The sequence below is a fragment of the Acinetobacter sp. A47 genome, assembly GCF_000805455.1.
Classification (GTDB): domain Bacteria; phylum Pseudomonadota; class Gammaproteobacteria; order Pseudomonadales; family Moraxellaceae; genus Acinetobacter.
Genome location: NZ_JSUS01000071.1, coordinates 382804 through 407381 on the forward strand (window position 1 = coordinate 382804; position 24578 = coordinate 407381).

Sequence of the window (24578 nt, forward strand, 5' to 3'; positions counted from 1 at the left end):
TGTTTTCAGTTATTACACCCTCAAAAAAGTTTGTAAAGCACAAAAACTTTCCATTTCACTAAAAGAATGAATCAATTAGTGCCAAAAGGGGCAATGAGCAGACAAATTAGCACCACAACAATGCAAAAAACATGCCATGAGAAATAGGATTTACTAAATCGTTAAAAAAATTAAAATAACTTTAAATTATAAGGAGCAAAGCGTTTGCTCCCTTAAATAAATTGCACCAAAAAACACCATGCTGCTATAAAAAGAATCACCTTTGCACAGTTTTAGTGCAGCATCAGTTGAACGGGTCGCTGACTTCCCGTTTGCCAGAATCAGAATTTTCTTTTACTTTTTCAGTACTTGGAGGATTTGCTGGCGCAGATTGGCTTTGTTTCACATTTACCACATTGCCTTGTGCATCACGTTGAGTCACTGTCGTTTTTACGGTCGTGGAAGGATTGGCAGGACGCGTGCCCGTTACGGGTGCCCTGTTGGTCAACAGCAAGGTTTCATCGACTTTAGGCAAGGCCGCAGGTCGTAACTGGACTGCATACAGCTGATTGGTGGCAGACTTCATTTCATCAGAGCCCAAATCGTTGACAAAGTCTGCGTATCCAGTCAGTTGCTGCGCTTTAGGCTTGACCGACTCAGGCAGTACCAGATTGAGCTGTGCGAACTGGCGTGTGGCTTCTTCTGCACTCGACGAGAGCCCATAGGTTAAAACATATTGTTCGGCCTGCTCCTCACCACTCAGACGGAAGTAGACAAACTTTCTGCGATCGGCACGGTTTAACAGGAAATTTTTTACAATGGCTTCATCTGAGCTACGGAAAATTTCCGTGGTCCATTGCCGCTGGTTTTCTTTAATATATTTGGTGCCACGAAATTCAGGTGCATGCTCATTGGATACAACCACACGCGTGGTCAAATCCAGGGGCTTCACCTCATCCGAGAGTGCCCCCAAATGTGCAGTGGCCGCAACCTTTTCGGGCTGGATCTGAACCTGCGCTTCCGTTTCAGTCGGCTGTTGCTCTTTTACCAGCGCCTTGGTGTCGGTAACACCCCAGAATATCAATGCAGCAATTAAACAAACCAGCGCAAAAACGAGCCAGCTATATTGTTGAATATTTTGCCAAATTGATCGTGACACAGCCATGCTTTACCCAAATGATTAATTATGCAGATTGATTTTCAAGAATAGATTGTTTCATTAGCTCAACATCAAAATCTTTGGTAATCACCGCCTGCCCCAAGTTTTTCAAGAGCACCAGACGTAACTGACCATTTAAGACTTTTTTATCGTGCGACATATAAGCCAAGAACTCATCTAATGGAATTTTTGGACATGATATCGGTAAATGGGCCCGCTGAATGATATTTTTTGTACGTTGCACATCTTCGGCTGAAATCCAGCCTAAACGGTGCGATAAATCTGCTGCCATCACCATACCGGTCGCCACTGCTTCACCATGTAACCATGTGCCGTAGCCCAGATAAGATTCGATCGCATGTCCAAAGGTATGCCCAAGATTTAGCAAGGCGCGTTCACCCTGCTCCTTTTCGTCATTGGCCACAATCCGTGCTTTATGTGCACATGAACGATAAACCGCTTCTGCCAGCAGATTGGCATCCCGTCCGATCAGCGCATCCATGTTTTGCTCTAACCAGACCAGAAAATCGGCATCACCCAGTAAAGCGTATTTAATGACTTCCGATAACCCTGCAGACAATTCGCGGTCAGGTAAAGTCTCCAGTTGTGCCATATCGGCCAGTACCACTTGCGGCTGCTGGAAAGCCCCCAGCATGTTCTTGCCCAGCGGATGATTAATACCGGTCTTGCCCCCGACACTGGAGTCAACCTGGGACAGCAAGGTGGTCGGTACCTGCACAAAATACACGCCACGCTGGAAACAGGCCGAGGCAAACCCGGCCATGTCACCAATCACGCCACCGCCCAGGGCCAGTACGGTACAATCGCGGTTAAAGCCCGCTTCCAGCAACGCATCAAAAATAAGGTTTAAATGCTGGAGATCCTTATATTGTTCGCCATCTGGCAGGATACATTGTGCAACCTGTTTATCCAGTGCGATCAGGGCTTCCCGATAATGTTCCAGATACAAAGGCGCGACCGTCGAGTTTGAAACCAGCATCACTTGCCGGCCATGCAAATACGGCGCAAGCAATTGTTTTGGATCTAAATGACTACCAATAAAGATTGGATAACGGCGATCACCCAACTCAACATGTAACGTTTGCATAATGACAACCAACTAGCGATTACTTAACTTTTTTAGATAAAATGACGTGCAGGATACGTTGCGCCAGATCGCGTGCAGCCCCTTGATTTGTTTCAATGATATGATGGGCAACTTCACGGTACAAAGGATCGCGCAGGGCCAACAGGTCACGCAATTTCTGCTCTGGATTTTCAACTTGTAATAAAGGGCGATTTTTATCGCGATAGGTTCGCTGTAGCTGCAATTCTACAGGAGTATAAAGATAGACAACGATACCTCGCTGTTTCAGAAATTCCCTGTTTTTCTCCTGAGTAACTGCACCACCGCCAGTGGCCAGTACCAGTAAAGGGCGGGAGGTCAGGTCGTTTAATACATTGGTCTCGCGTAACCGAAATCCGACTTCACCTTCTTTTTCAAAAATCCATGGAATTGTGGCACCTGTTTTACGTTCGATTTCATGATCACTGTCAATAAAATCACGGCCTAACAATTCTGCCAGATGCCGACCAACTGTTGTTTTTCCTGCCCCCATTGGCCCTACCAAATAAATATTTGGTAGGGTATTAAACGCTTTGCTTGGCAACGCGCCACCTATATGAATTGCGATTATTGAAAATATATTAATGATTTCTGGTCAAAGTGTCATTAACAATTCTCGGCGTAATAAAAATAAGTAGTTCACGTTTATTGTCGGTTTTCAGGTCACGACGGAACAGGCGGCCCACATAAGGCAAGTCGCCAAGAAATGGGACTTTTGTCTGGGAACTGATATTTTCCTGTTCAAAAATCCCGCCAAGTACCACGGTTTCACCATTGTCGACCAGCACGTTGGTATCGATCTGGTTTTTATTGATGGTAAGCTGGCCTGTCGGTGTTGGCGTACTTTGCGAGTCCTTGGTAATGTTCAGTTTCATCATCACCTTACCGTCAGGTGTAATGCTTGGTGTCACGTCCAGACTCAAAGTGGCATCAATAAATTCGGTTTTAGGTACGGCATTGGCACCTCCCCCAGTCGATGAGGTATACGGAATTTTCTTACCCGATTCGATTTTTGCAGGTTGCTTGTCAGCCGTCATGACTTTCGGTGTCGAGATCACTTCACCATAACCATCGGCCTGTACTGCAGAGAGCTCCAGATCCAGCATAAAGTCGGAAAGGCTGATCAGGCCGAAAGCAATCCGGCTGGCTCCGGGAGTAACTGCCCCCAAGTCCACATTCAGGTTATCCGGGCGTTCAATTTCATATTTCCAGCCCCCTGTTTCACTGTCTTTTTCCGGTTTTCTCAGATTCCATAAAGTTTTATCGCTCCCCCCCACCAACAGGTCATTATTCTTGGTGATCCCCTGTGACAGGATACCCCATTTTACCCCCATCTCTTTGGTAAAATCGGTGCTGGCACTGACAATACGCGCCTCGATCATCACCTGTTTCACCGATACATCGAGCAGGTCAACCATTTTACGGATCTGGTCAATTTTCTGTGAGGTGTCATTTACAATCAGGGTATTGGTTCGCGGGTCAATCGAGATGGTTCCTCTCGGGCTCAACAAACCACCCGACAAGGTATCATTGCTGACTGAATTGGAAGAATTGCCATTATTGGTATTGGCATTTTTCCCTTGGGTAATCAGCTTTTCAATATCAGCTGCTTTGGCATAACTCAAGGTAATATATTCGGTTTGCAGCGGTGCCAGCTTCACACTTTGTGCCTGTGCCTTAGCTTCTTCTTCCTCGGCCTTGATCAGTTCTGAAACCGGTGCAATCCAGATCACATTGCCGTTACGGCGTTTATCCAGATTCTTGGTTTTCAGCACGATATCCAGTGCCTGATCCCACGGTACATCTTTAAGGCGCAAGGTAATATTGCCCTGTACCGTGTCTGCTGCCACCATATTGATGCCGGTAAAGTCTGCCAGCAACTGCAGCACACGGCGCACTTCAATATCCTGGAAATCAAGAGAAATCTTATTGCCGGTATAGGCCTGAGTCTTGGCCTTGGTCGGCGACTTGTCTTCAGGACGCTTCAGACTGATGGTCAGCTTGTTCTCAGCCTGATAGGCCATATATTCATAACTGCCGGCAGACTGGATGGTCACCACGCCATTGCCTTTGTCATTATAGGCATCAATACTCGCCACCGGGGTTGCAAAGTCATTGGTGTTGAGGCGACGGGCCAAGTGTGCCGGGATTTTATTGCCCATGGTACGCACAACAATTTTACTGCCCTGCTGTTGCACATCAACAGGGGTGTTATTGCCTAACAAATCAATGACGACCAGACCTTCACCCTGGTTCCCACGCTGGAAACCGATGTTGGAAATCCCCTGCTGTACCTGACGAACTGCGGCAACAGGCGTTGTCATCGCCGGCTTGGCCGAATTGATTTTCAGTACAAAGGTATTGCCTTCAACACGGGTGGTAAATGCCCCGGCATCTTTTAAGTTGACAATCACACGGGAACGCTGATCATCGGCAGCAACATCAACAGAACTTGCCTCATTGGTCGACACCGGGATAGAGCTCTGTTTCAAGCTTTGCTGTGCCTTGTCAAAATCCAGAATCAAACGGGAAGGTTGCTCAAGCTGGTAAGCCTGAGGCTGTGGCGGCAAACCATTAAACATGATCCGGATTTCTGTGCCCTGTTCAGCCAGGTTCATCGGTACAATATTGGTCATGCTGACTTGTGCCGATGCCACCTGCATCACCGCAAGTGTAATCGCAGCCATAGAAAATTGACGGAATGCATGATTCATGGTCTTCGCTTCCCCAAATAAAGAATCTTTAAACTGTTTTTTCATTGTTATTCCCTTAATATCTTATGGTGCCGGTCCAATCAGGACCAGTGTCCGAGGTCGTTCAACATAACCTTCTCGGCCATCCGGTACGATTTCCACCAAGTCGATCTGAGTCGGGCTGATTTTAATGATGCGCCCCTGATTCATGCCCAGATAGTTCCCAACCTGCACCCGTTCAATCTGCCCATCCGGTGTTTGAATCAGGGCGATGGTTGCATTGGTTCTGCCGCGCATACTGCCCTTCATGTTTAATGACTCAAGGGCATAACTCTCCAAGGGCTGTGGCTGGCGGTTAAAGTTCGGATAAACCCGCTTGCCGGCCATAATCTTTAACTCTGCGGCCAGGGAGCTTGGCATGAACGGACTTTTCAGCTGATGTGCCGAATAGTTAAATAACGGCACAGGCGTGAACACCGGCGCAGGCTCGATGGGTAAAGGCGGCTGGTTGCGGATTTCCGCCATCTTCTGGTTGACGGCATCAATACGTGAATCGCATCCCACCAATCCCAGTCCGATCAGCAGGCTAAGGAGTAATTTATAATTATTCATGGCTTACTTTCCTCCTGTAGCAGGTGGCGTATTGGTCGCTGTCGCTGCAACAGCATTGGCCTGATCATCTGCGCCAACATAACGATAGGTCTTGGCTTTTACCGTATAGTTCACTACCGGAATATCAGATTTTTTCTGGGTATCTTCTTTGGCCTCAACCGTAAAGTCATGCAAGGTCACAATACGGGGTAAAGCCGCAATACCGGTTACAAATGCTCCGAATGCATGGTAATCCCCGGTAGCTTCGATACTGATCGGCTGCTCGATGAAGAACTCCTGTTTGACTTCATTTTCCAGACGGATATTCTTGAATTTCAGTCCCGAATTTACCCCGGTCAGGTTTATATCCTCAACCAGACTTGGAATTTCCGTTTCTTTTGGCAACTGTTCTAGCTGCTGGTTGAAGTTCGCTTCCATTTCCTGCAACTGGGCCTGATATTGTTGCAGGTTTCTTAACTTGGAATCTTTTTCCCGGAACTCGTTGAGCAGGCTTTGTTCTTGTGCCTGTGCATTTTCAATGGCTTCAAGCTGGGACTTGATCACGACAAAATAGCCCAGTGCCACTACCGCCAGAAATACAAAAATCCAGCAGGTAATCTTGACCGACAACGGCCAGCTGCCATAGTTATTCATATCCAGCGTATTGAATTGCTGGAAGAACTGCTCGACAGACATTTTCTTTTTCTTTACAGCAACGGTGTCTTGATTCAATTCATCTTGGTTCATTTCGCTGTCCCCACTGCTACTGCCACTGATGCTGCTTGTTCTGATGTCGGTGCAGCTTCAGCCGTTGTACCAATCTCGCCCAAATCGACAGTGACAATGAAACTGCCATAATTTTCCTCAATGCGAGGAACCAGCGAACTTGCGGCCTTATCCTTGTTTTTATCTTCATCTACTGCCAGGAACGAGTTCATGAAGGCATTACGATACCAAGGTGAAGCCTCCAGATTACGTAATAGCTCCGCCACGGTATTCGGGCTTTCCGCCTTACCTTCAATGGTGAACTTGTCACCGCTACGGGTAAACTTGGTGAGGTACATGGTCGGTGGCGTGACACGGACCAGCTCGTCCACCAGCCGCACAGTCACCGGACGCTGCCCTTGCAAGCCCTGAATCAGCTTCATGCGCTCAATGATGGCATTACGGCGTTCCTGCAAGCCATCCAGTGCTTTGAGCTGGGTATCCAGATTCTGGTTGGTACTCACAATCAGCTGGTTGGCCTGTTCCTGATCACTGAGTTTATGGTCAAAGTACATCCATCCTGAAAAAACCGATGCCACCCCTAATGCAGCAACCCCGACACAAAAAGCGATAAACTGTTTCTTTCTTTGTTCTCTTAGCTCATCACGCCAAGGGAGTAAGTTAATTTTTGCCATTAATCAAAACTCCTCATTGCCAAACCGCATGCCACCATCAATGAAGAGGCATCATTTTCAATTTTTTTAATATCAATTTGGGGAGAAAAACCCATCTGTAAAAATGGATTGGCAATGGTCACCCGGTAACCGAGCTTTTGTTGTAATAGCTTGGCCAGGCCCGGAATATTGGCATTCCCGCCAGCAAGCAAAATATGGTCAATCTCATTAAACTGAGAAGATGAAAAGAAGAACTGCAGTGAACGCGCAGCTTGCTGCACCACAGCATCAAGGAAAGGTTCAAGTACCTCGGTATCGTAGTCATCCGGCAAGGTGCGTTCCTTTTTGGCACGACCGGCTTCCTCAAAAGACAGACCATAGCGGCTCTGTACATCCTGAGTCAGCTGACGCCCACCAAAGACCTGCTCACGGGTATAGATAATCTTGCCTTTTTGCATCACCGACAGGGTGGTCATGGTATGCCCGATGTCCAGAATACCAACCGTATTGGCGCCCATCGGCAAGGTATCGGCAAAGACGCTGAAAGCCCGCTCCATGGCGTAGCTTTCCACTTCTGCAATTTTTGCAGTGAGACCTGCCAGTTCCAGAACTTCAACCCGTGTGTCGACATTTTCTGTCCGGGTAGCTACCAGCAGCACATTGACCCGGTTTACATTGGCCAAACGGTCAGGCAGGACTTCAAAATCCAGGCTCACTTCGTCTAGCGGGAACGGAATATATTGCTCAGCATCCATGCGGATCTGAACTTCACGTTCTTCATCCGACATGTCGGCATCCATTTCGATGATCTTGTTAATGACCATAGATGTCGGCACAGCAATGGCGACATTGGTGGTATGGGGGTTGGCAAGATTCACCACCCGCTCAAGCGCATCCCCCACTGCCTCCGGGTTCAGAATGCTTTTTTCCACTACACTATTTTCTGGTAATGGCATCACCGCATAACTTTCAACCCAATATCTACCGTTCTTTACAGAGAGCTCCAATAACTTAACAGTTGTCGAACTAATATCGACACCTACTAACCCCTTATTTGGTTTACGATATAACCTGAGCACAGTATTTTCCTATTATTTTTTTATCCCCAAAAATACAACATACTAATTTTGTTTTGGTCTTTAATTGATACGGATACAATAACTCATCTAACAATCCGCATGTCTAAAGGATATACTGACCACAATTAGTTTGCCATTCGCTCTTATTAAAACTTACTTATTATGAAAAAGCTATCCAGTTCTGGTATTGTTCGCCCATTTTTTTTGATCGTTATTATTATCTTAGTCTCACTTCCAATGGGATTTTATGGCATGTATCTCTATCTCGCGCCATCACTGCCAGATATGAGTTCATTAAAAAAAGCGCCTTTATTGAAACCATTGCAAGTCTATACGGCAGATAATAAGTTGATTGCGGAATATGGCGGGAAATTATCAATTCCTGTTAAGTACGAGCAGATCCCCCCGACCTTCATCCATGGTTTTCTCGCTGCAGAAGACTCCTCCTTCTTTGAGCATAATGGCATCAGTTTTAAAGGCTTAGGGCGAGCTTTAACTGAATCTGTTACGGGTTCTGATGTCCAGACTGGGGGCTCGACCATTACCATGCAGGTTGCGAAAAACTATTATCTAAGTCCGGACCGGACGCTCAGACGTAAACTGACTGAAGTTTTTCTGGCAAGAAAGATTGAGCAAAACCTGACCAAACAGGAAATTCTGACGGCCTATGTCAACAAGATCTTCCTGGGTAAGAATGCTTACGGTATTGCAGCGGCAGCACGCATTTACTACAACAAGAACCTGAATGAGCTGACTACGGCACAAATGGCCATGATTGCCGGATTGCCAAAAGCACCATCAAAATATAACCCGGTCGTCAATCCGGACCGTGCGCTTGAGCGTCGCAACTGGATTTTAGGTCGTATGCTGCAACTGGGCTATATCAACCAGAACCAATATCAACAGGCCGTGGCAGAGCCGATCAACCTGAACATGGTCGACCGTTCGGTCAGCAATGTGTTTCCTTATGTTGGCGAAATGGTACGTTCCGAGCTGGTTGAGCATTTTGGCGAGCAGGCCATTGATTCAGGCTACAAGGTATATACCACCATTGACAGTAATCGTCAGCGCTATGCCGAACAGGCCATTCAGAACGGCCTGGAAGCCTATGACCGTCGACATGGCTGGCGTGGTCCGGAGGCGCATGACAAGCCGCTAAAACAGTTTATCGCCTATGCCAATACCTATCCGGCACAGGTCACCAAGGTCAACAGCAACTCGTTTGAGGCCTTGATGCAAGATGGTTCGACCGTGACCGTCAACTGGTCAGGCATGTCCTGGGTACGTCCATACCGCAATGCCAACAGTGTTGGCGGTGCTCCTTCCAATGCTTCACAAATTGTTAAAGTCAAAGATATCGTGCGTTTACGCCCCAATGAAGGCAAAACCGCATGGTCACTGGTACAGGTACCAAAAGTACAGGGCCAGCTGATTGCGATTAATCCGAATGATGGTGCAATTGAAGCCGTTGTAGGCGGATATAATTTTTACCAGTCTAAATTCAACCGTGCCTTACAGGGCTGGAGACAACCCGGCTCGACCATTAAACCTTTTGTGTATGCGCTGGCTCTAGAACGTGGCATGACCCCCTACAGCATGGTGAATGACAGTCCGATTACCATCGGCAAGTGGTCACCAAGAAATGCCGATGGCCGTTACCTTGGCATGATCCCGTTACGTCGTGCACTGTATTTGTCGCGTAACTCTGTTTCGGTGCGTTTACTGCAGAATGTCGGCATTGAGCGTACCCGCCAGCTGTTTATGGATTTCGGTTTGCAGGATGACCAGATTCCTCGCAACTATACCATTGCCCTCGGGACACCACAGGTATTGCCAGTACAAATGGCCACAGGCTACGCTACCTTTGCCAACGGTGGTTATCGTATCCAGCCTCACTTCATCACCCGCATTGAAGATGCATCAGGCAAAGTGATTTATGAAGCAAAACCTGAATATGCCTGCATTCCATGTATTAGCAGCCCAACCAAGGCTGCCGGGCAGCAAGATGCCGAAACAGCAAAAAAAGCAGATACCAAGGAAATCACCAATGCAACTTTAGATGAAGCAAATGCAGCATCTGAGGTGCAGATGACAGCTGCCAATGCTGAACCGGCCAGCAAGCCAAATGGAGATTACCGTCAGGCACAACGTATTTTAAAATCAAGCTCGGCTTATGACATGGCAAATATCTTGCGTGATGTGATCCAGCATGGTACCGGACGTGCGGCGATGAAAATAGGTCGTGATGACCTGGGCGGTAAAACCGGAACCACCAATGATGCCAAAGATGCCTGGTTCGCCGGCTTCAATGGCAAACTTGTTGCTGTGGCCTGGGTCGGCTTTGACCAGCCACGCACGTTGGGACGTCGCGAATATGGGGGTGTTGCAGCCCTGCCGATCTGGACCAGCTTTATGGGTCAGTCTTTAAAAGACACACCATCGGCCTGGGTTCGTCTGGACAAGGAAGCTAAAGACCCGATTTCTCGCGACAAGTTACAGATCCAGCAAAGTGAAGACAAAAAAGAATATCGTGCTTCACCACCACTGGCTCGTCCACTGTACCGTCCGGCGCCACCGCCACCGGTACGTTCAACACAGAATGACTTCTCCGACCTGCCTGGTACACCCGCACCGGCCCCTGTCGAAGAGCGCCCGATTGTTCCGGCCAAAAAGCAGCCTCCGGCAATGGGCTCAAATCATCCGACACCTGCCCCAGCGCCTCAAAAAGAGCGTGACGGGATTGAGAATCTGATTAACCAGATTCAATAAGCAAAAAAAGAAGCCATCAGATTGATGGCTTCTTTTTTTGCTTGAATAAATAAATTTGAAAGGCTGCTGTCACTGTAAATTGTGGGGCCAGCTCCAGTCGTTTTCGCCGTTCCGGATTGGCCTTATACGCATATGGCGTCATGGCAATCAGGTTTTTTAAAGCCTGCTGATCCAGTGACAGGGTACTTTCTACCACCTGTTCCTGCACAAGCTCGAAGCGGGATGCCAGTTGCGCTACAAACTTCTGGGGTTCATGCAGGTTCACCTGTTCAAACAGGGCCTCACGTAAATCGTATAGATGCCGTGGTGCAGGTGTCACCACGATCAGGTGTCCATCCTGTTGCAGTACCCGCATGATTTCCTCTTGAGGAATGGGGCTAAACAGACTGGTACACAGATCAATCGACTGGTCCTGAACAGGCAAGGTCGCCCCGGTCCCCACCACCCAGGTCACTTTTGAGTTAAGCCTGGCTGCCCGCTGTACTGCCGTCTTGGCAATATCGACCCCGATACACTGCTCTGTATGAGCCTGCATGGCACTGGTGTAATAACCTTCGCCACAACCAATATCCAATACCGCTTTCGGCTTGAGTTGTTGTAAAAGACTCACAACCGCCTGTTGTAAAGGCTGATAAAAGCCGGCTTGCAAAAACTCGCGACGCGCCAGCACAGACTCCGGTGTATCGCCCGGTGACTTGCTATGTTTATGCTGCACCACATGTAAATTGACATAGCCCTGTTTTGCGACATCATAATGGTGTCCATGCTCACAACGCCATGAGTTCTCCACCAAATTCAATGATTGGCGACAAACAGGACACATCAACAAACTCATCTATTTTCTCCAGACATAAAAAAAGCTGGTCAACACCAGCTTCTTTCTTGAATCTTGGTTTAACGTAATTTTAAGGTCATTAAGCCTAACACGACCAGGAAGATCGTGATAATCCAGAAACGGATGACCACCTGGGTTTCTTTCCAGCCCTGCTTTTCATAATGGTGATGCAAAGGCGCCATCAGGAACACACGCTTGTTACGCATCCGCAATGACCCGATCTGCAAGAACACAGAAATGGCTTCCATCACAAAGACACCGCCCATAATCGCAAATACGATTTCCTGACGCACCATCACCGCAATGGTACCGAGCATCGCACCAAGTGCCAAGGCCCCCACATCACCCATAAAGACTTGTGCCGGATGCGCATTGTACCAGAGGAAAGCCAGACCGGCACCGACCATTGCCGAACAGATCACCACCAGCTCAGAGGTATATTTGACATAAGGAATATGCAGATATTCGGCAAAACGGATATCACCCGATAAATAAGCAAATACCCCAAGGCCAGCGGCCACCATGACAATCGGCATAATCGCCAGACCATCAAGACCATCGGTCAGGTTCACTGCATTCGATGCGCCGTTAATCACCAGATAAGTAAAGACAATAAAGGCCAGACCTAACGGAACCACAGACAATGGAATCGAGAGATTCTTAAAGAACGGAATCAGCAGATCCAGCATATTTGCAGTATGTTCTGCGCTATCTTGCTGTTTGGCAATCACATATAACGCAATACCAGCCCCTAGAGATGCCACCGAAGTCCAGAAAAACTTCTTACGTGCAGGTAAACCGGCATTGTCTTTATAACGCACCTTGATCCAGTCATCGGCCCAGCCCACAGCCCCAAACACCACCATCACGCCGAGCACAATCCAGACGTAAGGATTGGACAAATCTGCCCAGAGTAGCGTACTGATCCCGATAGAGAGCAGGATGAGAATCCCCCCCATGGTTGGGGTTCCCATTTTTTTGGCATGGTTTTCCGGTGCAAAAGAGCTTACTGCCTGACCATATTTTAATGCTTGTAATTTACGAATCATGACCGGGCCTAATGCCAGTCCGATTGTCAGGGCAGTCAGCAAGCTCAACAAAGAGCGTAATGTTAAATAACGAACAACCTGAAACGAACTGTTATAGTCCGCCAGTTGCTCAAATAACCATAACAACATTTAAATTTTCTCCATCAAGTCAGCCATCAACGTTTCCATATGGGTATAACGAGACCCTTTGAACAGGAAACTCATTGACTGGGGTTGATGTGTTTGGACTAAATTAATTAAAAACGGCAACGCCTCAGCCTGGGTAGCAAAGGCATGTAATTTTTCCGAATGGGAGGCACCCTGCTGTGCTGCGGTTGCAAACTCGCCGACCACCACCAGTTTTTCCAGCGGCAAGGCCGACAGGTCACGCCCAAGGTCATGATGTTCTTGCCAGCTGCTGTCACCTAACTCACCAATATCGCCCATCACCATGACTTTCAGACCTTGTTGCTGGAGCAGAACCTGTGCTGCTGCACGCATGGAAGTCGGATTGGCATTGTAGGTATCGTCAATAAACAGGTGCTGCTGATGCTGAATAAAGTTCAGACGACCTTTGGCACCTTGGGCTTGTTCCAGGCCTTCAACAATATCGTCCAGTGCAATACCGATGGCCAGGGCAAAGGCAGTGGCTGCCGTGGCGTTCTGTACATTATGCGCGCCAGCAAATGGCAAGTTCACGGAGCGGACACCTTGCGGGGTATGCAAGTCAAACTGTGCCGATTGAGGATGAAGCTGGATATCGGTCGCAAAAATATCCCCGCCTTCACCAAAGCTCAGTATGTGGTGAGGCTGGGCATGATCACGAATGGTGACTGCAAAATCATCCTGCGCTGGCACGATCGCAGTACCTTGCGGCAAAATATGGGCATAGATTTCCGATTTGGCACGGCAAATACCTTCACGACCACCAAACTCGCCCAGATGCGCTGTACCGATATTCAAGATACCCGCGACATGCGGCTGCACCAGATTTGAGGTGTAATCAATTTCACCCTGATGGCTGGCTCCTAGCTCCATCACGGCATAGTGGTGTTCCCGACGCAGTTCCAGCAACATCATCGGCACACCCAGATCATTATTCAGGTTGCCACGGGTAATCAGGGTCGGTGCCAAACGCGACAAAATACTGCCCAGCATTTCCTTGGTCGTGGTTTTACCGCTACTGCCCGTCAGGGCAATCACTTTCAGCTGCGGGTTCTGCTGACGGCGATAGGCTCCCAGATGCCCCAACGCCAGACGTGTGTCTTTTACAACAAGCTGGGCAATGTTGGCATCGACCGGCCGCTCTACAATGGCAAGCTGACAGCCCTGAGCAGCGACTTGCGCGACAAAATCGTGGGCGTCAAAACGCTCGCCTTTTAAAGCCAGAAAGGCATCTCCCATCTCAGCATGACGTGAATCGGTCAGGATACGCTTGATTTCACCCTGCGCTATATTGTGCTGGTACCACTCCCCTTGGGTGGCCTGTTGTAATTGTTCTGCTGTCCACGCTTCTAATGGAACAGTACTGGTTGTTGAGGTATGCATGGTTTTTTATTTACCTTTTCACTCTATTGCGCAGGATAAGCAGAATGTACAGAATGCGACTGGGCAGCAATGGCTGACTGCACTTCAACCACATCATCAAACCAGTGACGGACACCGTCGATTTCCTGATAGTTTTCATGGCCTTTGCCTGCAATCACCACGATATCACCCGGCTGGGCCTGTGCTACGGCAAATTTAATCGCTTCACGGCGGTCATGGATTTCGTGCATTTCATGGGCCGTAAAATCAATACCCTGCTTCATATCAGTAAAGATCTGTTCAGGGTTTTCAGTTCGCGGATTGTCCGAGGTCAGCAAGACCGGATTGGCATGGTCCAGTGCTGCCTGTGTCATGAGTGGACGTTTGCCACGGTCGCGGTCCCCACCACAACCAAACACCGCCCAGAGCTTTCCGGTCACATGGCGCTTCAAGGTGGTCAATACCTGTACCAGCGCATCAGGAGTATGTGCATAATCCACCACAAATAGACGCTCGCCATCCTGAATCACCTGCATACGCCCGGGTGCACCCTGTAGCTGTGGCACAAAACGCACCAGATCTGCCAGGGCAAAACCTGCCGATTCGGCAGCAATCAGGCTGGCCAGCAAGTTCTCCACATTAAAATGCCCCAGCAGCGGGCTCTGTACCGGATATTGTCCGGTTGGCGCCATCAGGGTAAAACTTGCTCCGCTTAAACGGTACTGCAAGTCGGCAATATGATAATCCGCGGTCTTTTGTGTCAAAGAATAGGTCAGGATTTCAGGTTGAGAGGGATTGGCTCTGGCGGCATCCAGCATGATCGGGGCATGCGCGTCATCCAGATTTATCACTACTGTTTTCAGGCTGGCAAATTTGAAAAGTAGTGCTTTTGCTTCAGCATAGGCTTGCAGCGTACCGTGATAATCCAGATGATCACGGCTTAAATTACTATACACGGCGATTTCAAGCGCACAGCCATTCAGACGCCCTTGCTCCAGACCATGTGAACTGGCTTCCAGTGCGACAAAACCCGCACCTTGCTTGGCATAAGCATGCAGCGCATGTTGCAATTGCAAGGCATCTAGCGTGGTATGCGTTGACGGGGTCAAGTTGGGCAGAATCCCGTTGCCGGTGGTGCCCATCACGGCACAGCCCTGACCTTGTGAACTAATCAGCTCGGCAATCAGGCGAGAAATGGTGGTTTTGCCATTGGTTCCGGTCACTGCAATGCCACGCAACGGCTGCACCGGATCAACGGCCTGCAAATACTGCTTTTGCCATTCGCCCATGTGATAGCGCACTTGCGGACAGACCCATTCACTGGCCAGCCCCAAAGCCGTTTCACTAATCACCGCCAATGCTCCTGCATCCAGCGCATTCTGGGCAAACTGGCGTGTTTTTTCTGGCTGACTATAACTGCTCAGGGCAATAAAGATTTGCCCCGGTCCTACCTTACGGCTGTCCAGACTAAACCCCTGAAAAGGTTGGGTATACCAAGCCGCATCTATGCTGATCGGATGTATCTGCTGAAAACTAATCGACATAATCTACCTACGGATTGGACTTTATAGAAGTATCAAGTGGTTTATCTAATGGGACATTGAGCAGGCGTAAAGATTCCTGCATGATGCGTGCAAACACGGGAGCGGCAACCAGACCGCCGTAATAGCGGCCTTGCGGGTTTTCCACCACGACAATGACTGCCAGACGCGGATCGCTGATCGGTGCAACCCCGGCAAACAGGGCACGGTATTCACTGTTGGAGTAGCCTTTACGGTCGGCACGCAGTTTATGTGCCGTCCCGGTTTTACCACCCACACGATAACCCGGAATCACCGCCTGCTTGGCTGTACCGCCCGGCATGGTCACCTGCTCAAGCATGTTCAATACCTGATCGGCAATTTTAGGGGCCAGCACTTGCGTACCTTCTGGTGCCTTGTCCAGCTTGCGCAGGCTTAATGGCATTTGCACACCATGATTGGCCAACATGGCATAACCTTGCGCCACCTGTAAAATGGTCGCATTCAGGCCATAACCATAGGCCATGGTTCCCAGCTGGGACGGGTTCAGCTTGTTGCCTGAATAAAGCAGGCCCGCACTTTCACCCGGGAATTTGACGGCTGAACGATGTCCAAAGCCGGCCCGTCTAAAGAATGATGGAACCGTATCCTTCGGTAGAGACAAGGCAATCTTGGCTGAACCGACGTTTGACGATTTGATAATCACACCAGAAACCGTCAGGGCGCCATAGTTATGCGTATCACGGATAGTATGCCAGCCTAAACGCATTGAACCCGGTGAGGTATTGACGATGGTATTCGGGGTATATTTCCCGCTCTCCAACGCCGCAGCGATTGTAAACGGTTTCATGGTCGAGCCAGGCTCAAACATGTCAATCGCCCCGCGGTTACGCATGGCATCCTTGTTGTTTAACCCATTCTTGTCATTCGGGTTATATGATGGCCAACTGGTCATCGCCAGGATTTCACCGGTCTTGACATCGACTGCAATCGCGGTAGCCGAACGAGCGTTATTGGCAACACCCGCTGCGGTCAGTTCACGATACATGATATATTGCAGACGCGAGTCGATACTCAGGGTAATATTTTCACCTGACTCAACTTCTTTGATGACTTCAGAAACCTTAAGACGGTTACCTTTTTTATCCCGGATGATTTTTTGTTCGCCATCGACACCGGACAACTGTTTATTCAGTTGCATTTCCAGACCTTCGATGCCCACCCCTTCACTATTGGTCAGACCGATAATCTGTGCATTGGGCTGAGGTTGCGGATAGTAACGCTTATAACTTTTCTCGGCGTACACTCCCTGAAAGTTACGCTTGATAATCAGGTCAGCCTGTTGTGGCGGGATTTCTTTTTGTAATACCAGATAACGTGAACGCGGACGGGCCTGCATCTGTTTCTTCAAATCTGCACGGTCAACACCGACTGCATCGGCCAGTTCATCCAGATTCAGGTTTTTATCAGGCAACTGGCGTTTTAGTTTCCGGTTATTCGGGTCTTTTTTCAGTTCAGCAGTAATTTCGTCATACTGCTGTTTGGTTTCCCAGTAATCTCTCGGGTCGATCACGATTTTCATGATCGGGGTACTAATTGCCAAAGGCACGCCATGACGGTCACTGATCACGCCACGCATGGCCTCCAGACGTTCGGTACGCAAAATATTGGCATTGGCCTTATTCTGTAAAAAGTCCTTATTGACCACCTGGACATAAAAAGCACGCGCAACCAATACAACAAAGCAAAGGAGTACCGTGCCCCAAAGCAAATAAAATCGCCACATGTCCAAAGCGAGGGTGGGTCTTTCAGAAATTGACTGCTGTTTTTTTCGTATTGGTTTACTTCGCTTATCTGCCATACAGCATGCCTTATTTATCTTGCTTTGAAGTCATAGGTAAAGAAATCACTACAGTTTGTGTAGCGGGTGGTGAGAACATACGTAGTTGTGTCACGGCCCGAGAACCAATCTGCGCAGTGGCGCCGAAAGTCTGCTGCTCGATCAGCAGGCGTCCCCACTCGGCATTCAGATCATCCCTTTCGCGCATATAGGCACTCAAGTCACGATAATCATGACGATATTCAAAGACCTGAAATACCACCATCATTGCACTGGTAAATACCAAGGCAACCAGCACAGCATAAACAACAACTTTTTTCAGTCCTTTCTTGCTGCTAGGTAAAACATCATCATTTTTGTTGTTCATGATCAGCCTTTCTGCTCTAAACGCTCCGCCACACGCAGCCATGCGCTACGTGAGCGAGGATTTGCTTTTACTTCTGCTTCACTCGCACGGATACGAGCAACTTTCTTTAACCGTCGGGTATCGACCTGAGCTTGCGGCATGCCCCAGCCCGAGTCTTCAGCCAGACTCGATTCTTTTTGAATGAATTGCTTGATTAAACGGTCTTCCAGGGAGTGAAAACTAATCACAGCCAGTTGTCCTGCCGGTTTCAACAAGGCAACAGCTTGCGGCAAAAAGGACTCGATATCATCAAGCTCTTTGTTAATCGCAATCCGGATGGCCTGAAAAGTACGCGTTGCAGGATGCTTATGCTTTTCCCATTTTGGATGTGCCGTTTTCACGATTTCAGCAAGTTGTGCCGTGGTGGTAATTGCACCCGCCAGTTTAATCGCTTTGGCAATACGGCGGCTATAACGTTCTTCACCATATTGGTAAATAATGTTTGCAAGCTTTTCTTCTTCGATTTCAAGTAGCCATTCTGCCGCCGTCGGGCCTTGTGTATTATCCATACGCATGTCCAGCGGCCCGTCTTGCATAAAGCTAAAACCACGTTCTGCCTGATCCAGTTGAGGCGATGATACCCCGAGGTCAGCCATAATGCCGTCGACTTCAGTAATGCCGATCCGGGCAAGCTCCGCCTGAATGTCGGCAAAGCTGGCATGAATAATTTTAAAGCGCGGATCTTGTTGTTCTAATTGTGCAGCAACTTCAAGTGCTTGCGGATCTTTATCAAAGGCATAGACGCGTGCATCAGCGTCCAGTTTAGACAATAACAATCGGGTATGCCCGCCACGACCAAAGGTCGCATCGACAAAAATACCGGTATCGCGGCCTGCCAGTACGCCATCAACGGTTTCATGAAGTAAGACAGAAATGTGCGACATAAGAAATGAATCAACAGCTAAAAATGTAACTGCACATTATCACCTTGTTTTACGCCAGTACCAAACGACTTTTTGTAGAGAATTCTTAACTTTTCATAGATAAAACCGTTTTCTTGCCATTTTTCACTCAACAAAAAAGCAAATACCCAAAGGTATTTGCTGGCCGGTACAGGATGATCAGGTTACAGGTTCTTGATTTAAGGCCTTTCGGCATAAATCTGGTCAAAAACCGCACCATTCACAAAGTGAGTTTTTTGCGCTTTTGCCCATCCTCCAAATACCTCGTTAATGCTGAACAATTTAACTTTCGGGAACTGTTTTGCATATTTGGCTGCCACCTGAGGATTGCGTGGACGGAAATAATGTTTTGCTGCCAGTTCCTGACCGAGCGGCGAATAAAGAAAGTTCAAATAGCCACGTGCCAGTTGCCGGTTGCCATTCTTATCTACGGTTTTATCCACGATGGCCACTGAAGGCTCCGCCAGAATGGAAATGGAAGGATAGACAATTTCAAATTTATCTTTACCCAGTCCTTGGGTTGCCAATAAGGCTTCATTCTCCCAGGACAGCAATACATCCCCGATACCACGCTCGGCAAAGGTGGTCAGGGAACCACGTGCACCAGAGTCAAGAACCTTGACATTTTGATAGAGCTTTTTCACCAGCTCACGGGCTTTGGCATCATTTCCACCCGGCTGTTTCAAGGCATAGCCCCAAGCCGATAAGTAGATCCAGCGCGGTGCGCCACCCGTTTTCGGATTTGGGGTAATGATTTCCACGCCCTGTCTGGTTAAGTCATTCCAGTCACGGATATTTTTAGGATTGCCTTTGCGCACCAGAAACACCACTGTTGAAGTATAAGGTGCTGAATTATCCCGGAACTGTTTTTGCCAGTCTTTACGGATCAGTCCGGCATTGGCAATTTCATCAATATCATTGGCCAGCGCCAAGGTCACCACATCCGCCTGCAAACCATCAATCACGGAACGTGCCTGCTTACCCGAGCCGCCATGTGACTGCTTGAACTCGACCACCTGCCCCGTACGCTTTTGCCAGTACTGGCCAAAGGCCTGATTGTATTCCTGATAAAATTCACGCGTCGGGTCGTAAGACACGTTTAAAAAAGACGTCGCGGCTTGCGCCACCCCATTTAAACCCAAAGCCAATAATGCTGCTGCAATTACTGTTTTCATTGTTTATTTATCCAGTCCACCCCGTTTGTAATCACTATATTGTTTTAAAAACTTTTTACAATCATAAGGTTATATCAATAAATTTATTGCTTTTCTGTTTTTACGATAAGCCTGAAAATATATGAATTATATTGAATGAATAGCAACAGATACCGCCATGAAAAATGAGAAAAATTATCATTCTCCACTTTTTCTACACATTTGCTTGCTAAATTTCGCTTGTATACAAAGTAGCCGTATTGCTATAAAAAGTAGATAGGGATGTGTCAAATTTTAAGATTTTTGTAAAAAGTGTGACATAGTTCTACTTTTTTATTAAGATTTATGTTTAAATCGTATTATTAAAGCAATACTATAGTTGTTTGGTTAGTCTTTTAGACTCAAAGTATGAGGGGGAATGTTAGCAATGCCAACATTAAAATTGAAGAAAACAGTATATATAGGTCTATTTTTAGTGTGTTCTGTTCAGGCCGGACATGCAGCAGCCATTAAAGAAAGCAATAACATAAAAACGCTTGATAAAGCATCTTCCAGCCTGATCGTCAAAGCACTGGATCAGCAAAAACGTAATACCAGCATGCTACCGTCAACAGATGACGAGTTAAAAATGCTGAATACGCTTCGTACCACGCCAACCCAGACTTTTTTTGCAAGTCAGCATGAGCGTTTTTCACGTTTCGTTCAAACCATATTCCAGCCGCATACCTCCTAATTTTTAAATATGTGCCCCTCACATGTTTAAATGAAGCCTAGTCATGGTGTGACTAGGCTTTTTCGTTATAATAGTTTCAATTTTAATTTTAGCTCCGATCATTTATGAAAGTCCGTACCCGTATTGCCCCGTCCCCTACAGGTTTTCCACATGTAGGCACCGCGTATATCGCATTGTTTAACTTGTGTTTTGCCAAACAGCATGGCGGTGAATTCATTTTACGTATTGAAGATACGGACCAGCTGCGTTCTACTCCAGAGTCTGAAAAAATGATTCTGGACTCGTTGCGCTGGCTGGGTCTGAACTGGTCTGAAGGCCCGGATGTGGGCGGCCCGCATGCACCTTACCGCCAGTCGGAACGGATGGACATTTATAAGCAATACGCGCTTGAGCTGGTTGAAAAAGGCCATGCATTCTACTGTTTTGCAACTGCTGAAGAACTGGACCAGATGCGTGCAGAACAACAGGCCCGTGGCGAAACACCCAAATATGACGGTCGTGGCTTGAAGCTATCTCAGGAAGAAGTCCAACGCCGTCTGGCTGCAGGTGAACCTCATGTCATCCGCATGAAAGTACCGGAAGAAGGGATTTGCAAAATCAATGACCTGCTGCGTGGTGAAGTCGAGATTCCGTGGGCACAGGTCGACATGCAGGTGCTGTTAAAAACCGATGGCCTGCCAACCTATCACCTTGCCAATGTAGTCGATGACCATTTAATGGAAATCACCCATGTATTACGCGGTGAAGAGTGGTTACCTTCGGCACCGAAGCACCAGTTGCTGTACCAGTATTTCGGTTGGGAGATGCCAACCCTGTGCCACATGCCGTTATTGCGTAATCCGGATAAGTCAAAACTGTCTAAACGTAAAAATCCAACCTCAATCAACTATTATCGCGACATCGGTGTCTTGCCGGAAGCCTTGTTGAACTATCTGGGTCGCATGGGCTGGTCGATGCCGGATGAGCGTGAAATCTTTACATTACAGGACATGATTGAAAATTTTGACGTTCAACGTGTTTCTCTTGGCGGCCCGATCTTTGATGTTGAAAAACTGAACTGGCTCAACGGTCAATGGATTAAAAACCTGACCCCGGGACAGTTGTTAGACCGCCTGTTGGCCTGGAAAAGTGACCGTCAGACACTTGAAGATATCGCAGCGGCCATCCAGCCCCGCATCAACCTGCTTTCAGAAGCCGTGAACTGGGCAGGTTTCTACTTCAACCACATGCCGCACATCAGCAAGGAACAGTTTGAAAGCAAGAAACTGACTGAAGAACAGGTGCGTCAAAGCCTGCAGTTTGCCATCTGGCGCCTGGAAAGCCAGTTTACCTGGAATAACGACACGGTCAGCCAGACCCTGATGGATCTGGCCAGCCAGATGGAAATCAAACTGCGTGACTTCATGCCGGCGTTCTTCATTGCAATTGCAGGCTCAACCAGTTCAACCCCGGTGATGCAGGCCATAGTCACTCTTGGCCCGGATCTGACTTTTGCCCGCCTGCGCCATGCCCTCGACCTTGTAGGTGCGCCAAGCAAGAAAGAGCTGAAAGTCTGGGAAAAGCTGAATGAATCACTCAAATTGCCGAAAAATGATGCAAATAGTGAAACTTAATTCAGTTTAGTGATTGACGTGTGAGCGCATTCCCCCTAATATTGCGCTCACACACTCCGGGGTCATAGCTCAGTTGGTAGAGCGCTACAATGGCATTGTAGAGGTCAGCAGTTCGATCCTGCTTGGCTCCACCATAACTTCGTATTGTGTTGCCTCATCTGTCCCTATCGTCTAGAGGCCTAGGACATCGCCCTTTCACGGCGGTAACCGGGGTTCGAATCCCCGTAGGGACGCCATATTCCATACATCAATAATTATATTTTTCTGACAATCTTGCCTCAAGCAGATTGCACATTTTCGAATTTTCCATAAAATAGCCGCTTCTCTATGCTTGGACAAATTGTCGTATGCAATCTTCCAACTCAAATGCGAACACAGAACCAAAAACGCTGAAGCGTGCCATGAGCACCCGCCATTTAGTCATGCTGTCTTTAGGTGGGGCTATTGGTACCGGCCTATTTTTGGGTTCTGGTGAAGTTATCGCTCAAACTGGGCCAATTGGTGCAATTATCGCCTATATTCTGGGTGGCCTGATTGCCTATATGGTCATGCTCTGCTTAGGTGAGCTTGCAGTACATATGCCTGTTGCCGGTTCTTTTGGTGCATACGCTCAAAAATATATTGGTCCAGGCACGGGTTACATGATCTCTTGGGTCTACTGGCTCACCTGGACCGCCACCCTCGGCACCGAATTTACCGCGGCTGCCCTGCTCATGCAGGAATGGTTCCCGCATATTTCCATGTGGATCTGGACCATCATCTTTGCTGTGACCATCCTCGGCCTGAACCTCACCTCGACCCGCATGTTTGCAGAGTCTGAGTTCTGGCTGGCACTGGTCAAGGTTGTAACCGTTATTGCCTTTATTATTCTGGGACTGTTGGCCATTTTTGGCCTGATTCCGTTCCATGGTTACGAGTCGGCTCCCCTGTTTCACAACCTGACTGCCCATGGCTGGTTCCCGCAAGGCCTTATTCCCATCTTCACCACCATGCTGATCGTGAACTTTGCCTTCTCGGGTACCGAACTCATCGGTGTTGCGGCGGGTGAAACCAAAGATCCTGCTGAAAATGTACCAAAGGCCATCAATGCAGCCATCTGGCGCCTGTTGATTTTCTTTGTGGGTACCATCATTGTGATCAGTGCCTTATTGCCGTTCCAGATTGCAGGCTTGGGCGGTGAAGGCGTGAGCAGCAGTCCATTCGTCACGGTGTTTAACTACATTGGTATTCCTTATGCCGATGATATTATCCGTTTCGTGATTATTACCGCACTGCTTTCTGCCGCAAACTCGGGGCTTTATGCAGCCTCGCGCATGATGTGGTCTCTGTCGGATCAACGTCAGCTGCCAAGCATCTTCTCGCGCCTGTCAAAAAGCGGCACACCTGTGATTGCATTGGTCGTCACCATGTTTGGTGCGATTCCGGGCCTGTTATCAGAACACTTTGCACCGGAAACCATTTTCAAGAATTTGCTTGGCGTGGCGGCATTCACCATGGTGATTGTATGGATGAGTATCTGCTGGAGCCAGTTTAACTTTAGACGCCAGTGGTATAAAGCCGGCCATAGCGCAAAAGATTTAAAGTTTGCGGCGCCGTTTTATCCGATTGTACCGATCTTGGGTTTCATCTTCTGTCTGATTACCGGTTTAAGCATGGCAGCTGACCCAGAGATGCAGGCAGGCTTTATTGGCTGTTTACTGTTCATTGCCGCCTGTTACTTGAGTCATTACATTTTCTATCGCCATCGCAACTGATCAGGTCATATAAAAAATGCAGCTTTAGCTGCATTTTTTATGCCGGTACAAAACCCACGATGGGCACTTAACTGCTTATTTTTGATTATTTATTCCACAATGCGCCTTATTTTTAAACACTCATTCAATTTTTTTAATTTTTATTGAGAAAAGTGTTTGACACCCTACCCGATTCACCCTAATATACGCCCACCTCTGAAACGTCCCTATCGTCTAGAGGCCTAGGACATCGCCCTTTCACGGCGGTAACCGGGGTTCGAATCCCCGTAGGGACGCCACTAAATTCGAGGAAATGCAAGACTTTAACGCCTTGCTAAGAATTTAGGCTTACAAGCGCTATGTTTTATAGGCTGTAAGTAAACTTCCTCCGATAAGTCCCTATCGTCTAGAGGCCTAGGACATCGCCCTTTCACGGCGGTAACCGGGGTTCGAATCCCCGTAGGGACGCCAAATTCTAAAAAGCCACTGCATTGACAGTGGCTTTTTGCTTC

General features: G+C 48.0%; 20 protein-coding genes and 4 tRNA genes. 8 read left to right on the top strand and 16 right to left on the bottom strand.

Going from position 1 to position 24578, the window contains the following annotated elements:
- Positions 1 to 283: 283 nt before the first annotated feature.
- The 8 genes from OC23_RS17215 to OC23_RS17250 all read right to left on the bottom strand — a co-directional run bounded on the left by OC23_RS17215 (position 284) and on the right by OC23_RS17250 (position 8006).
- Positions 284 to 1144: a hypothetical protein gene (locus OC23_RS17215; protein ID WP_038346204.1), complete on the bottom strand. Its 861-nt coding sequence runs from the start codon at positions 1142 to 1144 to the stop codon at positions 284 to 286.
- Between the two features lie 19 nt (positions 1145 to 1163).
- Positions 1164 to 2246, bottom strand: a complete 1083-nt coding sequence (gene aroB, locus OC23_RS17220) for a 3-dehydroquinate synthase (protein WP_038346205.1) — start codon at positions 2244 to 2246, stop codon at positions 1164 to 1166.
- A 19-nt stretch (positions 2247 to 2265) separates the two neighbouring features.
- On the bottom strand, positions 2266 to 2835 hold the full coding sequence (aroK, locus tag OC23_RS17225) for a shikimate kinase AroK (protein ID WP_152607857.1): 570 nt from the start codon (positions 2833 to 2835) through the stop codon (positions 2266 to 2268).
- 10 nt (positions 2836 to 2845) lie between these two features.
- Positions 2846 to 4978, bottom strand: coding sequence for a type IV pilus secretin PilQ family protein (pilQ, locus tag OC23_RS17230; protein ID WP_161792309.1), 2133 nt, complete (start codon positions 4976 to 4978; stop codon positions 2846 to 2848).
- A 63-nt stretch (positions 4979 to 5041) separates the two neighbouring features.
- Positions 5042 to 5569: a pilus assembly protein PilP gene (locus tag OC23_RS17235; protein WP_038346208.1), complete on the bottom strand. Its 528-nt coding sequence runs from the start codon at positions 5567 to 5569 to the stop codon at positions 5042 to 5044.
- 3 nt (positions 5570 to 5572) lie between these two features.
- Positions 5573 to 6295, bottom strand: coding sequence for a type 4a pilus biogenesis protein PilO (locus OC23_RS17240; protein WP_038346209.1), 723 nt, complete (start codon positions 6293 to 6295; stop codon positions 5573 to 5575).
- Complete coding sequence (locus tag OC23_RS17245; protein WP_038346210.1) at positions 6292 to 6948, bottom strand: PilN domain-containing protein; 657 nt, start codon at positions 6946 to 6948, stop codon at positions 6292 to 6294. Before OC23_RS17245 ends, OC23_RS17240 begins: the two co-directional genes overlap by 4 nt.
- Positions 6948 to 8006 (bottom strand): pilus assembly protein PilM, encoded by a 1059-nt coding sequence (locus OC23_RS17250; protein WP_038346211.1) that lies wholly within the window; start codon positions 8004 to 8006, stop codon positions 6948 to 6950. The genes OC23_RS17245 and OC23_RS17250 overlap by 1 nt, the downstream gene beginning before the upstream one ends.
- 162 nt (positions 8007 to 8168) lie before the next feature.
- Here OC23_RS17250 and ponA point away from each other — a divergent pair, with 162 nt between their 5' ends.
- Positions 8169 to 10775: a penicillin-binding protein PBP1a gene (gene ponA / locus OC23_RS17255; protein WP_081407341.1), complete on the top strand. Its 2607-nt coding sequence runs from the start codon at positions 8169 to 8171 to the stop codon at positions 10773 to 10775.
- A gap of 16 nt (positions 10776 to 10791) precedes the next feature.
- Here ponA and OC23_RS17260 read toward each other — a convergent pair whose 3' ends face one another.
- The 8 genes from OC23_RS17260 to OC23_RS17295 all read right to left on the bottom strand — a co-directional run bounded on the left by OC23_RS17260 (position 10792) and on the right by OC23_RS17295 (position 20008).
- Positions 10792 to 11610: a methyltransferase gene (locus OC23_RS17260; protein WP_038346214.1), complete on the bottom strand. Its 819-nt coding sequence runs from the start codon at positions 11608 to 11610 to the stop codon at positions 10792 to 10794.
- Positions 11611 to 11669: 59 nt separating this feature from the next.
- Positions 11670 to 12788 carry a phospho-N-acetylmuramoyl-pentapeptide-transferase gene (gene mraY, locus OC23_RS17265; RefSeq protein ID WP_038346215.1) on the bottom strand — a complete coding sequence of 373 codons (1119 nt, stop codon included), beginning with the start codon at positions 12786 to 12788 and terminating at the stop codon, positions 11670 to 11672.
- The gene (locus OC23_RS17270; protein WP_038346216.1) at positions 12789 to 14186 is read right to left on the bottom strand and encodes a UDP-N-acetylmuramoyl-tripeptide--D-alanyl-D-alanine ligase; all 1398 of its coding nucleotides are present in this window, start codon (positions 14184 to 14186) and stop codon (positions 12789 to 12791) included. It abuts the gene before it with no gap.
- A gap of 23 nt (positions 14187 to 14209) precedes the next feature.
- The gene (locus OC23_RS17275) at positions 14210 to 15709 is read right to left on the bottom strand and encodes a UDP-N-acetylmuramoyl-L-alanyl-D-glutamate--2,6-diaminopimelate ligase (protein WP_038346217.1); all 1500 of its coding nucleotides are present in this window, start codon (positions 15707 to 15709) and stop codon (positions 14210 to 14212) included.
- Positions 15710 to 15716: 7 nt separating this feature from the next.
- A complete protein-coding gene (ftsI, locus tag OC23_RS17280) occupies positions 15717 to 17546 on the bottom strand; it encodes a penicillin-binding protein PBP3 (RefSeq protein WP_038346218.1) in 1830 nt (609 codons plus the stop codon).
- Between the two features lie 10 nt (positions 17547 to 17556).
- Entirely contained in the window at positions 17557 to 17892 is a 336-nt protein-coding gene (locus OC23_RS17285) for a cell division protein FtsL (protein ID WP_038346219.1), read from the bottom strand.
- Between the two features lie 2 nt (positions 17893 to 17894).
- Positions 17895 to 18815 carry a 16S rRNA (cytosine(1402)-N(4))-methyltransferase RsmH gene (rsmH, locus tag OC23_RS17290; RefSeq protein ID WP_038346220.1) on the bottom strand — a complete coding sequence of 307 codons (921 nt, stop codon included), beginning with the start codon at positions 18813 to 18815 and terminating at the stop codon, positions 17895 to 17897.
- A 197-nt stretch (positions 18816 to 19012) separates the two neighbouring features.
- The gene (locus OC23_RS17295) at positions 19013 to 20008 is read right to left on the bottom strand and encodes a sulfate ABC transporter substrate-binding protein (protein ID WP_038346221.1); all 996 of its coding nucleotides are present in this window, start codon (positions 20006 to 20008) and stop codon (positions 19013 to 19015) included.
- Positions 20009 to 20414: 406 nt separating this feature from the next.
- Here OC23_RS17295 and OC23_RS17300 point away from each other — a divergent pair, with 406 nt between their 5' ends.
- The 7 genes from OC23_RS17300 to OC23_RS17330 all read left to right on the top strand — a co-directional run bounded on the left by OC23_RS17300 (position 20415) and on the right by OC23_RS17330 (position 24537).
- Positions 20415 to 20720 carry a hypothetical protein gene (locus OC23_RS17300; RefSeq protein ID WP_038346454.1) on the top strand — a complete coding sequence of 102 codons (306 nt, stop codon included), beginning with the start codon at positions 20415 to 20417 and terminating at the stop codon, positions 20718 to 20720.
- Between the two features lie 104 nt (positions 20721 to 20824).
- Positions 20825 to 22333: a glutamate--tRNA ligase gene (gltX, locus tag OC23_RS17305; RefSeq protein WP_038346222.1), complete on the top strand. Its 1509-nt coding sequence runs from the start codon at positions 20825 to 20827 to the stop codon at positions 22331 to 22333.
- A 58-nt stretch (positions 22334 to 22391) separates the two neighbouring features.
- Positions 22392 to 22467: transfer RNA gene (locus tag OC23_RS17310), tRNA-Ala, on the top strand.
- Between the two features lie 26 nt (positions 22468 to 22493).
- Positions 22494 to 22569, top strand: a tRNA-Glu gene (locus tag OC23_RS17315).
- A gap of 111 nt (positions 22570 to 22680) precedes the next feature.
- Complete coding sequence (locus OC23_RS17320) at positions 22681 to 24087, top strand: amino acid permease (protein WP_038346223.1); 1407 nt, start codon at positions 22681 to 22683, stop codon at positions 24085 to 24087.
- Positions 24088 to 24289: 202 nt separating this feature from the next.
- Positions 24290 to 24365, top strand: a tRNA-Glu gene (locus OC23_RS17325).
- Between the two features lie 96 nt (positions 24366 to 24461).
- Positions 24462 to 24537 (top strand) — tRNA-Glu (locus tag OC23_RS17330).
- Positions 24538 to 24578: the final 41 nt, after the last annotated feature.

Coding starts and splice junctions, on each gene's coding strand:
- aroB (WP_038346205.1), bottom strand. CDS start 2,246: ATGCAAACGTTACATGTTGAGTTGGGTGATCGCCGTTATCCAATCTTT.
- OC23_RS17275 (WP_038346217.1), bottom strand. CDS start 15,709: ATGTCGATTAGTTTTCAGCAGATACATCCGATCAGCATAGATGCGGCT.
- pilQ (WP_161792309.1), bottom strand. CDS start 4,978: ATGAATCATGCATTCCGTCAATTTTCTATGGCTGCGATTACACTTGCG.
- mraY (WP_038346215.1), bottom strand. CDS start 12,788: ATGTTGTTATGGTTATTTGAGCAACTGGCGGACTATAACAGTTCGTTT.
- OC23_RS17320 (WP_038346223.1), top strand. CDS start 22,681: ATGCAATCTTCCAACTCAAATGCGAACACAGAACCAAAAACGCTGAAG.
- ftsI (WP_038346218.1), bottom strand. CDS start 17,546: ATGGCAGATAAGCGAAGTAAACCAATACGAAAAAAACAGCAGTCAATT.
- ponA (WP_081407341.1), top strand. CDS start 8,169: ATGAAAAAGCTATCCAGTTCTGGTATTGTTCGCCCATTTTTTTTGATC.
- OC23_RS17295 (WP_038346221.1), bottom strand. CDS start 20,008: ATGAAAACAGTAATTGCAGCAGCATTATTGGCTTTGGGTTTAAATGGG.
- gltX (WP_038346222.1), top strand. CDS start 20,825: ATGAAAGTCCGTACCCGTATTGCCCCGTCCCCTACAGGTTTTCCACAT.
- OC23_RS17245 (WP_038346210.1), bottom strand. CDS start 6,948: ATGGCAAAAATTAACTTACTCCCTTGGCGTGATGAGCTAAGAGAACAA.
- OC23_RS17285 (WP_038346219.1), bottom strand. CDS start 17,892: ATGAACAACAAAAATGATGATGTTTTACCTAGCAGCAAGAAAGGACTG.
- rsmH (WP_038346220.1), bottom strand. CDS start 18,815: ATGTCGCACATTTCTGTCTTACTTCATGAAACCGTTGATGGCGTACTG.
- OC23_RS17270 (WP_038346216.1), bottom strand. CDS start 14,186: ATGCATACCTCAACAACCAGTACTGTTCCATTAGAAGCGTGGACAGCA.
- OC23_RS17235 (WP_038346208.1), bottom strand. CDS start 5,569: ATGAATAATTATAAATTACTCCTTAGCCTGCTGATCGGACTGGGATTG.
- OC23_RS17240 (WP_038346209.1), bottom strand. CDS start 6,295: ATGAACCAAGATGAATTGAATCAAGACACCGTTGCTGTAAAGAAAAAG.
- OC23_RS17260 (WP_038346214.1), bottom strand. CDS start 11,610: ATGAGTTTGTTGATGTGTCCTGTTTGTCGCCAATCATTGAATTTGGTG.
- OC23_RS17300 (WP_038346454.1), top strand. CDS start 20,415: ATGCCAACATTAAAATTGAAGAAAACAGTATATATAGGTCTATTTTTA.
- OC23_RS17215 (WP_038346204.1), bottom strand. CDS start 1,144: ATGGCTGTGTCACGATCAATTTGGCAAAATATTCAACAATATAGCTGG.